This window comes from Ideonella alba, assembly GCF_018069875.1.
Taxonomy (GTDB): Bacteria; Pseudomonadota; Gammaproteobacteria; order Burkholderiales; family Burkholderiaceae_C; genus Ideonella; species Ideonella alba.
Window position 1 is genome coordinate 164,008 of record NZ_JAGQDF010000007.1, and the last position, 14,630, is coordinate 178,637.

At 70.0% G+C, this 14,630-nt stretch carries 13 protein-coding genes; 10 read left to right on the forward strand and 3 right to left on the reverse strand.

What is annotated here, in order from left to right; genetic code table 11:
- Positions 1-47 precede the first annotated feature (47 nt).
- On the forward strand, positions 48-1,331 hold the full coding sequence (locus KAK07_RS13880) for a D-amino acid dehydrogenase (protein ID WP_210855740.1): 1,284 nt from the start codon (positions 48-50) through the stop codon (positions 1,329-1,331).
- A gap of 58 nt (positions 1,332-1,389) precedes the next feature.
- On the opposite strand, the gene KAK07_RS13885 is transcribed toward KAK07_RS13880, so the two are convergent.
- Positions 1,390-2,328 carry a LysR family transcriptional regulator gene (locus KAK07_RS13885; protein ID WP_210855920.1) on the reverse strand — a complete coding sequence of 313 codons (939 nt, stop codon included), beginning with the start codon at positions 2,326-2,328 and terminating at the stop codon, positions 1,390-1,392.
- Positions 2,329-2,392: 64 nt separating this feature from the next.
- On the opposite strand from KAK07_RS13885, the gene KAK07_RS13890 reads away from it, so the two are divergent.
- The 3 genes from KAK07_RS13890 to KAK07_RS13900 are packed head-to-tail and all read left to right on the forward strand — an operon-like array spanning position 2,393 to position 5,175.
- Positions 2,393-3,343: a 3-hydroxyacyl-CoA dehydrogenase family protein gene (locus tag KAK07_RS13890; protein ID WP_210855742.1), complete on the forward strand. Its 951-nt coding sequence runs from the start codon at positions 2,393-2,395 to the stop codon at positions 3,341-3,343.
- Complete coding sequence (locus KAK07_RS13895; protein ID WP_210861426.1) at positions 3,340-4,155, forward strand: beta-keto acid cleavage family enzyme; 816 nt, start codon at positions 3,340-3,342, stop codon at positions 4,153-4,155. The genes KAK07_RS13890 and KAK07_RS13895 overlap by 4 nt, the downstream gene beginning before the upstream one ends.
- A gap of 39 nt (positions 4,156-4,194) precedes the next feature.
- Positions 4,195-5,175 (forward strand): Bug family tripartite tricarboxylate transporter substrate binding protein, encoded by a 981-nt coding sequence (locus KAK07_RS13900; RefSeq protein WP_210861427.1) that lies wholly within the window; start codon positions 4,195-4,197, stop codon positions 5,173-5,175.
- A 63-nt stretch (positions 5,176-5,238) separates the two neighbouring features.
- Here the strand turns inward: KAK07_RS13900 and boxB are convergent, their stop codons facing one another.
- Entirely contained in the window at positions 5,239-6,729 is a 1,491-nt protein-coding gene (gene boxB, locus KAK07_RS13905; RefSeq protein WP_247661246.1) for a benzoyl-CoA 2,3-epoxidase subunit BoxB, read from the reverse strand.
- A gap of 176 nt (positions 6,730-6,905) precedes the next feature.
- Here boxB and KAK07_RS13910 point away from each other — a divergent pair, with 176 nt between their 5' ends.
- Positions 6,906-8,717 carry a feruloyl-CoA synthase gene (locus tag KAK07_RS13910; RefSeq protein ID WP_210855748.1) on the forward strand — a complete coding sequence of 604 codons (1,812 nt, stop codon included), beginning with the start codon at positions 6,906-6,908 and terminating at the stop codon, positions 8,715-8,717.
- 12 nt (positions 8,718-8,729) lie between these two features.
- On the forward strand, positions 8,730-9,977 hold the full coding sequence (locus KAK07_RS13915) for a thiolase family protein (RefSeq protein ID WP_210855750.1): 1,248 nt from the start codon (positions 8,730-8,732) through the stop codon (positions 9,975-9,977).
- Positions 9,978-9,990: 13 nt separating this feature from the next.
- Here KAK07_RS13915 and KAK07_RS13920 read toward each other — a convergent pair whose 3' ends face one another.
- Positions 9,991-10,875 (reverse strand): LysR substrate-binding domain-containing protein, encoded by an 885-nt coding sequence (locus KAK07_RS13920; RefSeq protein WP_210855752.1) that lies wholly within the window; start codon positions 10,873-10,875, stop codon positions 9,991-9,993.
- A 121-nt stretch (positions 10,876-10,996) separates the two neighbouring features.
- On the opposite strand from KAK07_RS13920, the gene KAK07_RS13925 reads away from it, so the two are divergent.
- The 4 genes from KAK07_RS13925 to KAK07_RS13940 are packed head-to-tail and all read left to right on the forward strand — an operon-like array spanning position 10,997 to position 14,630.
- The gene (locus tag KAK07_RS13925; RefSeq protein ID WP_210861429.1) at positions 10,997-11,746 is read left to right on the forward strand and encodes an SDR family NAD(P)-dependent oxidoreductase; all 750 of its coding nucleotides are present in this window, start codon (positions 10,997-10,999) and stop codon (positions 11,744-11,746) included.
- 36 nt (positions 11,747-11,782) lie between these two features.
- A complete protein-coding gene (locus tag KAK07_RS13930) occupies positions 11,783-12,763 on the forward strand; it encodes a TRAP transporter substrate-binding protein (RefSeq protein ID WP_210855756.1) in 981 nt (326 codons plus the stop codon).
- Positions 12,764-12,821: 58 nt separating this feature from the next.
- On the forward strand, positions 12,822-13,349 hold the full coding sequence (locus tag KAK07_RS13935) for a TRAP transporter small permease (protein WP_210855757.1): 528 nt from the start codon (positions 12,822-12,824) through the stop codon (positions 13,347-13,349).
- A gap of 21 nt (positions 13,350-13,370) precedes the next feature.
- Entirely contained in the window at positions 13,371-14,630 is a 1,260-nt protein-coding gene (locus tag KAK07_RS13940) for a TRAP transporter large permease (protein WP_210855759.1), read from the forward strand.

Consider the following 14,630-nt stretch of genomic DNA (forward strand, 5'->3'; position numbering starts at 1 on the left):
ACCGCTGCGGATGCCATTGCTGCCCATCCTTGAATGGAGACTCTCCCATGCACGTCATCGTGTTGGGTGCCGGCCTGCTCGGCACCACGTCCGCCTACTACCTGCGCCAGCTCGGCCACGAGGTCACGGTCGTCGACCGCCAGGCCACGCCGGCCGCTGAAACCAGCTTCGCCAACGGCGGCCAGATCTCGGTCAGCCACGCCGAGCCCTGGGCCAACCCCGGTGCCCCCGCCAAGCTGCTGAAGTGGCTGGGCCAGGAAGACGCCCCGCTGCTGTTCCGCCTGCGCGCCGACATGCGCCAGTGGCTGTGGGGCCTGCAGTTCCTGCGCGAGTGCACGCCGGGCCGCACCCGCCACAACATCGAGCAGATCGTCCGCCTGGGCACCTACAGCCGCAGCGAGCTGCAGGCGCTGCGCGCCGAGCGCGGCATCGAGTACGACCAGCGCACCCAGGGCATCCTGCACTTCTACACCAGCCAGAAGGAATTCGACGCCGCCGAAGCGCCCGCGCAGCAGATGCGCGATCTGGGCTGCGACCGCCGCGTCATCAGCGCCGATGAAGCGGTGAAGCTGGAGCCCGCGCTGGCCCACATCCGCCCGCAGCTCGCCGGCGCCACCTACACCGCCGAGGACGAGTCCGGCGACGCCAACCGCTTCGCCCGCGAACTGGTCAGGCGCTGCGAGGAAGACGGCGTGCGCTTCCTGATGAGCCACACCGTCACCGCGCTGCGCACCGCCGGCGGCGAGATCGACCACGTGGAAGCCACCGACGCCGAAGGCCGCTTCCAGCGCCTGCGCGCCGACGCCTACGTGCTGGCGATGGGCTCGCTGAGCCCGGTCTATGCGCAGACACTGGGCATCTCGCTGCCGATCTACCCGGCCAAGGGCTACTCGGTGACGATGCCGGTCAAGGACGCCAGCAAGGCGCACCAGGTCTCGCTGACCGACGACGAATTCAAGCTGGTCTTCTCGAGACTCACCTCGCCGGCGCTGCCTGACGGCACACCGGGGGGCGACCGCCTGCGCATCGCCGGCACCGCCGAGCTCAACGGCTACGACCGCGACCTCAACCGCGTGCGCTGCGAAGCCATCGTGCGCCGCACCGAGGAACTGTTCCCCGGCGCCGGCGACACCGAGCAGGCCCAGTTCTGGACCGGCCTGCGCCCGGCCACGCCGTCCAACGTGCCGCTGATCGGCCGCAGCCGGGTGGGCAAGCTGTTCCTCAACACCGGCCACGGCACGCTGGGCTGGACGCATGCCTGCGGCTCGGGCAAGAGCATTGCGCGCATCGTCAGCGGCATGAAGCCGGAACTGGATTTCGCCTTCCAGTGATGGCGCGGCCGATCGGTCGGTGGCGGACCGACGGCCACCACCGCCGGCGCTGATCCGGCTACACAGCCGCACCGCGGCCCCGGCCCGACTGCCGCAAGGTGCGCAGCACCTCGTCACGCAGCAGACCGGCCAGGGCCTGCGCCGCGGTGGACAGACGCCGGCCCTGCAGCGTCACCAGGCCGATCGGGCGCTGCACCTCCGGCTCGATCAGGCGGCGCTGCACCACGTCGGCGCCGCGCGCCACCCGCGCCGCCAGCTCGGGCAGCGCCGACACGCCCAGGCCCGCCGCCACCATCGCATTGATCGACGCCAGGTGCTCCACCTCGTAGCGCGGCTCGAAGCGCTGGCCCAGTTGCAGCAGCGCCGCGTCGGCGTACTGGCGCACGCTGGTGGGCGCGGGCATCGAGATGTGCGGCAGCTCGGCCACGCGCCGCCAGGTCAGCGGCGCACGGCTGCGCGCCAGCGGGTGCCGGGCGCTCAGCAGCAGCACGAAGGGGTCGCTGGCCAGCGCAACATAGGACAGGTCGGCGTAGGCCGGATTCTCGGCCGTCAGCGCGAAATCCACCTCGCCCGAGCGGACCAGCTCGAAGGAGGCCACCGACAGCGTGTCGAGCAGGTCAAGGCGCACGCCCGGATGTTCGGCGGCGAAGCGCGCGAACACCGCGGGCACCACGGTGGCGGCCAGGGACGGCAGCGCCGCCACGCGCACCCGGCCCTGGCGCAGCTCGGCCACATCGCGCACCGCCGCCGCGGCCGCGCCGGCCTGTGCCTGCAGGCCGCGCGCATGCACCAGCAGGGCCTGGCCGGCGTCGGTCAGGCGCACCGCACGGGTGCTGCGCTCAAACAGCGCGGCGCCGAATCCGGCCTCCAGGCGCGCCACCACGCCGGACACCGCGGGCTGCGACAGGTGCATGCGCTCGGCGGTGCGCCGAAAGCTGAGCGTGTCGGCCAGCGAGAGAAAGACCTCGATTTCGCGGATCGTCCAATTGATCATGATGGATTATCAATCCATCGCCAAATGCGACTGGACCGGATCAGCGCGGCTTCCTAGACTGCGCCGCATGAACCCAGCCCTGCCCGCCCATGCGGTGGTCATCGGTGGCGGCACGATGGGCGCCGATGTGGCCGTCGTGCTGGCGCGTGGTGGCCTGCATGTGACCGTCGTCGAGCGCGCTGCCGCCCAGTCCGAACGCGCCGCGCAGCGCATCGGCCGCGAGCTCGCCGCACTCGGCCGTCCGCATTCGCCGCGCCTGGTCGCCAGCCTTGAACAGGTCGAGTGGTCCGGTGTCGGCCTGGTCGTGGAGTGCATTGTCGAGCAGCTCGACGCCAAGCAGCAGCTCTTCGCCGAACTGGTGCGCCGCGCGCCGCCCGACGCGCTGCTCACCAGCAACAGCTCGGGCCTGCCGATCAGCCAGATCGCCCAGGGCCTGCCCACCCAGGCACGCATGTTCGGTCTGCACTTCTTCATGCCGGCGCACCTGGTGCCGCTGGTCGAGGTGGTGATGGGGCCGGCCAGCGACGAGGCCGGCGCCCAGCGCTTGATGGCCACGATGCGCCGCTGCGCCAGCGTGCCGGTGCTGGTGCGCAAGGACCGCCCGGGCTTTCTGGCCAACCGGCTGCAGCACGCGCTGGCGCGCGAGGCCTTTGCGCTGCTGGACGACGGCGTGGCCAGCGCCGAGGACATCGACGCGGCCGTGCGATTCGGCTTCGGCTTTCGCTTCCTGGCCGCCGGGCCGGTGCTGCAGCGCGAGCACGCGGGCCTGGACATCCACTGCGCCGCCGCCGCCACGATCTACCCCAGTCTGTGCAACGACAGCCAGCCCGCCCGCGTGCTGCGCGAGCAGGTGGCCGCGGGCCGCGTGGGCATGAAGGCCGGCGCCGGCTTCACCGACTGGCCGGACGAGCGCCGCGACGCCGAGCGTGCCCGCTACGACCGCCTGCTGCGCGCTGGCCTGGACCTGCTGCGGGATGAGCTGCCGCCGCTGCCCTCGTCCCCCGCTTCGCCGCCATGACCGACCCGCTGATCCTCACCGTCGCGCCCAATGGCGCCTACAAGCAGTCGGCCGACCACCCGGCCGTGCCGCTCACCCCGGCGGCCCTCGCAGACACGGCCAAGCGCTGCCTGGACGCGGGCGCCGCCATGCTCCACCTGCACATCCGCGATGCGCAGGGTCGCCACAGCCTGGACATCGAGGGCTACCGCGAAGCGCTGCGCGTGGTGCGCGCCGCTGTCGGCGAGGCGATGGTGCTGCAGATCACCAGCGAAGCCGCCAAGGTCTACCGCGCCGAGCAGCAGATCGCCATGGTGCGCGCACTGCGTCCCGAAGCGGTGTCGGTGGGCCTGCGTGAGATTGACCAGCCCGAGATCGGCGAGGCCGGACTGGCCGCCTTCCTGGCCGAGCTGGTCGCGCAACGCACGATGACCCAGGTGATCCTGTACGACCTGGCCGACCTGCAGCGCTGGCAGGCCTTGCGCCGCGCGGGCACGGTGCCCGACGCGCCGTGGTTTCTGCTCTTCGTGCTGGGCCGCTACAGCGCCACCCAGACCTCCGACCCGCGCGAGCTGCTTCCCTTCGTGCAGGCGCACACCGGCACCGAGCCCTGGGCGATGTGCGCCTTCGGACCCAGCGAGAACGCCTGCGTGGCCGCGGCAGCGGCACTGGGCGGCCATGCCCGCGTGGGCTTCGAGAACAACCTGCGCCTGCGCGATGGCCGTCTGGCGCCCGACAACGCGGCCCTGGTGCGCCAGGCCGCCGAAGTGGCCCATGCACTGGGCCGCCCACTGGCCACGGCCGCGCAGATCCGTGCGCGCTTCGGCGCCTGAACCCACGGTCGACCCACAACCACTCACAGGAGACTTCCCATGACGCTGTCGCGCCGCACCGCTGTATCCGCCCTGGCCCTGGGCCTGGGCCTTGGCACGCTGGCCCACGCGCAGGCGCCCTACCCCAACGGGCCGATCCGTTTCCTGGTGCCCTACCCGCCCGGCGGCCCCACCGACCTGATGGCCCGCATGCTGCAACCGGAGCTGCAAAAGCGCCTGGGCGTGCCGGTGCTGGTGGAGAACAAGGGCGGCGCCGGCGGCAACCTAGGCAGCGCGGAAGTTGCCAAGCAGGCGCCGGCCGACGGCCAGACCCTGCTGCTGGCCGCCAGCGGCCCGATGGCGGTCAACGGCACGCTGTTCCGCAACATGCCCTTCAATGCGATCAACGACCTCGCGCCGGTGGTGCAGCTGTCAGCCTTCCCGCTGGTGCTGGAGGTGCATCCGTCGCTGAACGTGAAGACGCTCAAGGAGTTCCTGGCGGTGGCCAAGGCGCAGAAGGAGCCGTTCACCTTCGCTTCCGCGGGCAATGGCACGCCCCAGCACCTGGCGGGCGAGCTGTTCTCGCGCGCCGCGGGCGTGCCGCTGGTGCATGTGCCCTACCGGGGCGCCGGCCCGGCGCTCAACGACGTGCTGGGTGGCCAGGTCAAGGTGATGTTCGACATCCTGGGCAGCTCGCTGCCGCACATCCAGGCCGGCAAGCTCCAGCCGATCGCGGTGACCTCGGCCCAGCGCAGCCCGGCGCTGCCCAAGGTGCCCACCATGGCCGAGGCGGGCCTGGCGAATTTCGAGACCACCGCCTGGCACGGCGTGGCGGTGCGCGCCGGCACGCCGGCGCCGATCATCGCCCGGCTCAACGCCACCTTCCTCGACATCTTCAAGGACCCGGCCTTCCGCCAGAAGTGGGAGGCGATCGGCACGCCAGTGGTGGCCGGCACGCCCGAGGCCTTCGGACAGCTGGTGCGCACCGAATCGGTCCGCCTGGGCCGCCTGGTGCGTGACACCGGCGTCACCGCCGACTGACCGCCCACGGACAAAGGGGCGCTCGCCCGGGACGCCCCTTGTTCGCTCAACGCCGCGAGGCGCTCAGTCGATCTTCACGTACTCGTAGTCCACCGGCTGCTGGTTGATGCCCATCCGCGGCGGGGCGATCCAGCTGGCGTACTGGCCGGCCTCGTGGTGGGGCTTCATCAGCGAGTTGATGAAGTCCAGGTCCTCGGCATTGGGCAGCCACTCGTGCTTGCTGGCCTCCCAGACCTCGGCGCTCATGACCTCGCCGCTGGGGCTGATCTTGTGGCCGGCGAACTCGCCGATGCGGCGGTTGAAGCCCTTGTGCGGCTGGGTGATCTTGAAGCTGATGCCGGCCTTCTCGATGATCTTGTTCCAGCGGTCGATGCCGCCCTGGCAGTCGGCGATGTAGTCGTCGAGCAGGCGGGAGTTGATAGCGCGCAGCGCCGGCACGTCTTCCCACACCAGCTCGCCGCCCACCACGCGCTGCACGGGGTAGGTGGCGTCCTGCAGCTGGTGGTCGTCGCCCTCGAGCTTGGCCTCGTTGAAGCGGCCCTTCAGGCCGGTGTTGAAGGCGTCGGCGCCGTTGGAGCTGATCTCGCTGCCGAACAGGTCGCGCGTCACGCTCATGTGGAAGTTGGCCTTGCGCTGCAGCAGCGGCAGGTCGACCACGCCGAGTTTGCGGATGGCGTCGGTGTCGTACGGGTCGGTGATGCCGGCCTTGACCATGGCCGCGCAGGTGGCTTCGATCGTGCGGCCGACGCCGGTCTCGCCGACGAACAGGTGGTGCGCCTCTTCGGTGAGCATGAAGCGGCAGCTGCGGCTCAGTGGGTCGAAGCCACTCTCTGCCAGCGCGGCCAGCTGCATCTTGCCGTCGCGGTCGGTGAAGTAGGTGAACATGAAGAAGCTCAGCCAGTCGGGCGTCTTCTCGTTGAAGGCGCCCAGGATGCGCGGGTTGTCCTGGTGGCCGCTGCGGCGCTCCAGCAGGGCCTGGGCCTCTTCGCGGCCGTCCTTGCCGAAGTACTTGACCAGCAGGTAGACCATCGCCCACAGGTGGCGGCCCTCTTCCACGTTCACCTGGAACAGGTTGCGCATGTCGTACAGGCTAGGGGCCGTGGCGCCCAGCCAGCGCTGCTGCTCGACGCTGGCCGGCTCGGTGTCGCCCTGCACCACGATCAGGCGCTTAAGCAGCGAGCGGTACTCGCCCGGCACTTCCTGCCAGGCCGGCTCGCCCTTGTGCTTGCCGTGCGGGATGGTGCGGCCTTCCACCTTGGGCGCCAGCAGGATGCCCCAGCGGTACTCGGGCATCTTCACATAGCCGAACTTGGCCCAGCCGGCCGGGTCCACGCCCACTGCGGTGCGCAGGTAGACGTCGGCGTTCTGGAAGCCTTCGGGGCCCATTTCCTTCCACCAGTCGACGTAGTTGGGCTGCCAGCTCTCCAGGGCGCGCTGCAGTTGGCGGTCGCTGGACAGGTCGACGTTGTTGGGGATGCGGTCGTCGTAGTTGACCTCGACGAACTTGTCGCTCTCGATCGATTCACGGTCCTCGACCAGCGAGTCGGTGTTCAGGGTGCTCACGGCTGTCTCCTCGGGGGGTGTCGGTGGACTGAGGGTTTTCCATGCACTTTGATGCGTTAACCCTCACGGCGTATGCAGTATCATGCCTGTCGTTCGGTCGGCACTTTGCGCTAGATCAGAAAAACAGTGCATCGCGCCGCGGCCGCCCACCGCTGCAGGAGACACCCATGGCCACCTTCGTCGACGACACCGACAACGTCGCGCCGCCCCGCGCCGAACTGCTCACGCTGACCGACGGCAGCTTCGTGCTGCGCTCGCCGCAAGCGCTGGGCCCCTACGCCCGCTGCATCGGCGACTGGCTGGAGAAGTGGGCGAAGGACACGCCCGATGCGCTGGCCGTGGCCGAGCGCGCGCCCAGTGGCGACTGGCGCCAGCTGACCTGGGCGCAGCTGCGCGCCGGTGTGGGCCGGGTGGCGCAGGGCCTGCTGGGTCTGCACCTGCCGGCCGACAAGCCGGTGGTGGTGCTGTCCGACAACTCGGTCGACCACCTGGTGCTGATGCTGGCGGGCATGCACATCGGCCGTCCGGTGTGCACCGTCAGCAGCGCCTACTGCCGCCTGAGCAAGGACTACGTGAAGATCCGCGAGATCGTGCAGATGCTCGATCCGGCGCTGGTCTACGCCAGCGACGCTGCCACCTACGGCCCCGCCATCCGCGCCTGCCTGGACGGCGGCGCGCTCAAGGGCGTGGTGGTGCTGGGCACCGGCGCCGACGAGGTGCCCGGTGCCTTCCCCTGGGACACCCTGGCCAGCCGCCCCGAGGGCCCGGGCGTGATGCAGGCCTTCGGCCGCCTGCTGCCCGACACCGTGGCCAAGTACCTGCTGACCAGCGGCTCCACCGGCCACCCCAAGGTGGCCATCAACACCCACCGCATGCTGTGCGCCAACCAGCAGATGATGGCCCAGACCTGGCGCTTCCTGCGGCGCGAGAAGCCGGTGCTGCTGGACTGGCTGCCCTGGAGCCACACCTTCGGCGGCAACCACAACCTGAACATGGTGCTGTGCCACGGCGGCACGCTCTACATCGACGACGGCCGCCCGGTGCCTGGCGCGATCGAGAAGACGGTGCGCAACCTCAAGGACTGCCAGCCCAACATCCACTTCAACGTGCCCCGCGGCCTGGACATGCTGATGGGCTTCTTCGAGGACGACCTGGCCTTCGCCAAGAAGGTGCTGTCACCGCTGCGCGCCGTGTTCTACGCCGGCGCCGCGCTGCCGCAGGCCAGCTGGCAGCGGCTGCAGGCGATCGCCGCCAAGGTGCGCGAGGAACCGCTGTGGCTCACCACCTCCTGGGGCTCCACCGAGACCGCGCCGGCCGTCACCAGCGCCCACTTCATGCTGGAGGGCGCCGGCTGCATCGGCCTGCCGCTGCCCGGCACCGAGCTGAAGTTCATCCCCAACGGCGAGAAGCTGGAGCTGCGCGTGCGCGGCGTCAACATCTTCCCCGGCTACCGCGGCCAGCCGCAGCTCAGCGCCGAGGCCTTTGACGAAGAGGGCTACTACCGGATCGGCGACGCCGGCTTCCTGGTCGATCCGGCCCACCCCGAGAAAGGCGTGATGTTCAATGGCCGCGTGGCCGAGGACTTCAAGCTGACCACCGGCACCTGGGTCTCGGTGGGCACGCTGCGGGTGAAGCTGGTGTCGGCGCTGGCGCCGCTGGCCACCGATGCGGTGATCACCGGCCATGATCGCGACGAGATCGGCGCGCTGCTCTTCCTCAGCCCCGCCGGCCAGGCGATGGAGCGCGAGGCGCTGCACGCCAAGGTGCAGGCGGCGCTGCAGGAATTGAAGCGCGGCGGCGGCTCATCGCAGTGCCCGGCACGCGTGCTGCTGATGACCGAGCCGCCCAATGCCGACGCCGGCGAGATCACCGACAAGGGCTACATCAACCAGCGCGCCGTGCTCAGCCGCCGCGCGGTGGAGGTGGCCACGCTGTACGCCGAGACGATCGACGCGCGCGTCGTCGCGCTGGGTCACTGAGAGGACGCCCCGATGAGCACCGCCCGCGGCCAGTTCCAGGCCTTCAACGATGTCTGGATGCTCGACGGCCTCCGCACGCCCTTTGTCGACTACTGCGGCGCGCTGGCCGATGTGAACCCGATCGACCTGGGCATCAAGGTGGCACGCGAGGTGATCGCCCGCAGCGGCCTGAGCGCCGAGCAGGTGGACTCGGTGCTGGCCGGCAACATGGCGCCGGGCGACTTCGACCAGTTCTATGTGCCGCGCCACATCGGCCTGTACGCCGGTGTGCCCCAGCACGTGCCGGCGCTGATGGTGCAGCGCATCTGCGGCACCGGCTTCGAGCTGTTCCGCCAGGCCGGCGAGCAGCTGGGCAGCGGCCTCGCCAGCCTGGCGCTGGTGGTGGGCACCGAATCGATGTCGCGCAACCCGGTGATGGCCTTCGACCACCGCCAGGGCTTCAAGCTGGGCGCGCCGGTCAACTTCCGCGACAACCTGTGGGAGATGCTGAAGGACCCGGCCGCCGGCATCACGATGATCCAGACCGCCGAGAACCTGGCCAGGCAGTACGGCATCACCCGCGAAGAGGTGGACGCCTTCGCCTCGGCCTCGTTCGCCAAGGCGGTGGCGGCGCAGGAGAGCGGCTTCCTGGCCGGCGAGATCGTGCCCGTCAGCAGCGAGAAGTTCGAGCTGAGTGGCTACAAGACCCGCGGCATCCGTCTGGCCGGCAAGGCGCCGGTGGCCGACAAGGACACCCACCCGCGCCTGTCACCGCCCGAGGTGCTGGCCAAGCTGCGCGCGGTCTACGAGGGCGGCGTGCAGACCGGCGGCAACAGCTCCGGTCTGACCGATGGCGCCGCCGCGGCGCTGGTGGCCAATGGTGCCGTCAAGGCCGCCTGGGGGCGCCCGGCACTGGCCCGCGTGGCCGCCGTGGCCGTGGTCGGCGTGCCGCCCGAGACCATGGGCATCGGCCCGGCGCCGGCGATCCAGTTGCTTCTGCAGCGCGCCGGCCTGACGCTGGACGACATCACGCTCGTCGAGGTCAATGAGGCCCAGGGCGCGCAGACGCTGGCCGTGCAGCGCGCGCTGGAACTGGACGGCGCCAAGCTCAACGTCAACGGCGGCGCGATCGCGCTGGGCCACCCGCTGGCCGCCAGCGGCGTGCGCCTCACCATCACCGCCGCGCGCGAGCTGCAGCGCCGCGCCGGCCGCTGGGCCGTGGCCTCGGCCTGCATTGGCGGCGGCCAGGGCATTGCGGTGCTGCTGGAGAACCCGGCCTGAGACACCGAGCGGCTCAGCCGCGCGCGGCCTCACCATGGATCCAGGCCAGGAAAGCCTCCACCGCTGGCCGCTTGGCGTGGCGCGGCGGATAGACGACGAAGTGCGCCTTGACCAGCACCGCCATCGACGGATCAAACACGGGCCGGAGCTTGCGCTCGGCGATGTGGTGGCCGGCGATCGTGGCGCTTTCCAGCGCCACGCCCAGGCCCTGGGTGGCGGCGTCCAGCGACATCTGCGCGCGGTCGAAGCGCACCGGGAAACGCTCCGGCGCACGCAGCGCGGTGAAGCGGCCGAACCAGTCTGACCACTGCACCACGCTGACGTTGCTCTGGATCAGGCGCACGTCCAGCAACTGCTCGGGCCGCCGCAGCCGGTGCTGCCGGATGAAGGCCGGACTGGCCAGCGGCAGGATGCGCTCCTCGAACAGCGGCTCCACCACCAGGTCGGGCCAGTTGGGCACGCCGTAGCGGATGTCGATGTCGGCCTGGCCCAGCTCGAAATCGCTGGGCGTGTGCGCCGCCGACAGGTTCAGCGAGATGTCCGGGCAGGCCTGTGCAAAGCCCTGCAACCGCGACATCAGCCACAGGCTGGCGATGCTGGGTGCCGAGTGCACGTACAGGCTGTTGCTGACACCCTGACGCAGGTCCTCGGTGGCCGATGAGATCGCCCGCAGGGCGCCGCCCACCCGCACCAGGTAGCGGTCGCCGGCGGCGCTCAGCCGCACGCCGTGCGCACTGCGCTCGAACAGGCGTACCCCCAGCTGCGATTCCAGCCGTGCCACCTGGTGGCTGATCGCCGAGGCGGTGAGGTGCAACTCGGCCGCTGCCAGCGCAAAGCTGCGCCGACGGGCCACCGCTTCAAAGGCCTGAAGGTTGGCCACCGGGGGCAGGCTGGACATCGGGTGAACCCTGTCGTTAGATGACGGAATGTCATCTTAGGCTGAGAACACTTCGCTTGTCATCATCTGAGCCGGTCCCGAAGATGCGAACCCAACGCAACCCCCTTCAGGAGACTCGCTGATGCTGCTGACGAACCAAGTGGCCGTGATCACCGGCGGCGCCGGGCTCAACGGCCTGGGCTTTGCCACCGCCCGCCAGATGGCGGCGCAGGGCGCCACCGTGGTGATCCTCGACCTGGCCCGCGCTGAGCCGGCCGCTGCTGCCGCCCGCCTGGGCGAACAGCACCTGGGCCTGGTGGCCGATGTCACCGACAAGGCGGCCTGCGAGGCCGCCGCCGCCGCGGTACTGCAGCGCTTTGGTCGCATCGACGTGCTGGTGAACAACGCCGGCATCACCCAGCCGGTGAAGACGCTGGAGATCACCGGCGCCGACTACGACCGCATCCTGGATGTCAGCCTGCGCGGCACGCTGTACATGTCGCAGGCGGTGCTGCCGGCCATGCGCCAGCAGCGTGCAGGCTCGATCGTCTGCATCTCGTCGGTGTCGGCGCAGCGCGGCGGCGGCATCTTCGGCGGTCCGCACTATTCGGCCGCCAAGGCCGGTGTGCTGGGCCTGGCCCGCGCGATGGCGCGCGAGTTCGGTCCCGAGGGCGTGCGTATCAACTGCATCACGCCGGGCCTGATCGAGACCGACATCACCGCAGGCAAGCTGTCCGACGAGAAGAAGGCCGAGATCAACGCGACCATCCCGCTGAACCGCCTGGGCCGCGCCGACGACGTGGCCGGCGCCTGCGTCTTCCTGGCCAGCGGCCTGTCGGCCTACTGCACCGGCATCACCCTCGACGTCAACGGCGGCATGCTGATCCATTGACGTCCACACACCACCACACACAGGAGACAAGCCACCATGAACCGCAGCACTTTCCTTCGCTCCTTGCTGGCCACGGCCGCGCTGATGCGCGCCGTCGGCGCGCAGGCCCAGGCCGTCAAGCTGACGCTGGGCCACGGCGCCGCGATCGGCAACCCGCGCCACGAGGCCGCCGTCAAGTTTGCCGAGGTGCTCAAGGCCAAGACCGCCGGCCGCATCGAGGTGCAGGTGGCACCGGCCGCCCAACTGGGCGATGACGCCGCGATGGTCACCGCGCTGCGCACCGGCGCGCTGGACCTGAGCGCCAACTCGCAGGGTGCGGTGGCGAATGCGGTGCCCGAGTACGCTGCCTTCGGCATGCCCTTCCTGTTCTCCAGCCCGGCCGCCGCCTTCAAGGTGCTGGACGGCGCGCTGGGCAAGGAGCTGGCGGACAAGTCGGCCGAGAAGGGCCTGGTCCTGCTGGGCACCTGGGACAACGGCATCCGCCAGATGACCAACAGCAAGCGCCCGATCACCAAGGTCGAGGACATGAAGGGCCTGAAGATGCGCGTGCCACCAGACGCCACGCTGGTCGACATCATGAAGGCCCTGGGCGCCGAATCGCAGCAGATCAAGTTCGCCGAGCTGTACGTGGCGCTGCAGCAGGGCGTGGTGGACGGCCAGGAGAACCCGCTGGTCAACATCCACGCCAGCAAGCTCTATGAAGTGCAGAAGTACCTGGCGCTGACCAACCACCAGTTCCAGATGACGCCCTTCCTGATGAGCAAGCGCAGTTGGGACCGTCTCTCTGAGGCCGACAGGAAGGCGGTGCAGGAGGCCGCCGCCGAGGCCACGGCGCTGCAGCGCAAACTTTCGGCCGAGGCCGACGAGAAGCTGCTGGCCGACCTGAAGGCCAAGGGCGTGCAGGTCAGCACGCCGGACAAGGCAGCCTTCGCCAAGGCCACCGCCGAGGTCACCGCCAAGTGGGAAGCCGGACCGATCGGTGCCTATGTGAAGAAGGTCGTGGCCGCCGGCCAATGACGCGCCGCGGGCGCCCGTCAGCGTATGGCGGCGCCCGCCCACCCTGCAGGAGACAAGCATGTCCACTGAACCCCGCGGACTGATCGATCGCGCCATCGGCACGCTGTGCCAGCTGGTGCTGTGGCTGTCGACCAGCATGATCTTCGTGATCCTGGTGGCCAACACCGTGCTGCGCTACCTCACCGGCAGCAGCCTGCAATGGGCCAACGAAGTGCCCGAGCTGCTGTTCCCCTGGCTGGTCATGGCCGGCGTGGTGATTGCCGCCCAACAGGGCGCCCACATTGCCACCACCTTTCTGATGGAGGCGCTGCCAGCCACCGGCCGACGCGTCGTGGCCACCGCAGCGTGGCTGGTGGTGGCGGTGCTGTACGGCACGCTGGCCGGCGCCACCTGGCGCATGCTGGACATCGTCCACGACGAGAAGTCGCCGATCCTGCAGCTGCCCGGCTCGATCACCTACGGCTGTGTCATGGCCGGCATGGCGCTGCTGGGCCTGCTGGCGCTGCAGTCGGCCTGGCACGCCTGGCGTGCACCACCGGCCGCCGTCGCCGATGCCGAGCCCCCCGTGCCCGCCGCGCACTGGTGAGCCATCGTCCAAGGAGTTGACATGACTGCATTGATCCTGGGGGTGTTCATGGTCGCGGCCGTCGCCGCCATGCCCATTGCCCACGCGCTGCTGGTGGCCGCGATGGCCGCCGCAGCCACCTCCGATCGGGTGCCGCTGGACCTGCTGGTGCAGCAGATGGTGGCGCAGGTCCAGAGCTTCCCGCTGATCGCGATTCCGTTCTTCATGCTGACCGGCTCACTGATGATGGGCGGCAAGCTGGGCGAGGCGCTGGTGGGCGTGCTGTCCACGCTGCTGGGGCGCTTCCATGGCGGGCCGGCGCAAGTGGGCGTGCTGTCCTCGACGCTGTTCGGCGGCGTGTCGGGCTCTGCCGTGGCCGATGCCTCGGCGATCGGCTCGCTGCTCATTCCTTGGCACAAACGCCTGGGTTACCCGGCGGCCTTCTCGGCAGCCACGCTGGCGGCGGCAGCCACGATCGACATCCTGATCCCGCCGTCGATCCCGATGATCCTGTTCGCGCTGTCGTCCAACGCCTCGATCGCCGAGCTGTTCGTGGCCGGCGTGCTGCCGGGCCTGCTGATGTGCGGCGGCTTCATGGCCGCCTGCTGGTGGGTGGGTCGGCGGCGCAACTTCCCGCGGGAAACCGCACCCTTTGATGGCCCGGCTTTTCGGCGCCACCTGGCCTATGCCTCGCCCGCGCTGGTGCTGCCAGTGCTGATCATCATCTTCCTGCGCTTCGGCATCGCCACGCCCACCGAAGTGGCGGTGCTGTCCACGCTGTATGCGGCGGTGGTGTCGATGGCGGTGTACCGCGACCTCGGCTGGAAGCGGCTGCACGACTCGGTCATCCATGCCGGCCTGGCGACCGGCGTGGTGTTGCTGGTGATCATGGCGTCGGCCGCCATCGGCTGGCTGCTCACCTTCGACCAGATGCCGCAGAACATCGCCCGCTGGGTGCAGGACAACGTCCACACCCAGTGGCTGGTGATCCTGCTGATGAACCTGCTGATGCTGTTCCTGGGCATGTTCATCGACCTGCCCGCCGCAGTGCTGCTGCTGACACCGGTCTTCGTCCCGCTGGCCAATGGCATTGGCATGGACATGGCCCAGCTGGGAATCATGATGGTCGTGAACCTGGCGATCGGCCTGTACACGCCGCCGGTCGGCACCACCCTCTTCATCACCAGCGCGCTGGCCAAGGTCAAGGTCGGCCAGACCGTGCGCGAGCTGGGTCCGTTCTACCTGGTGGCCTTCGGCGTGCTGGCCCTGGTGTCGTACGTTCCGGCCAGCATCATCAAGTGA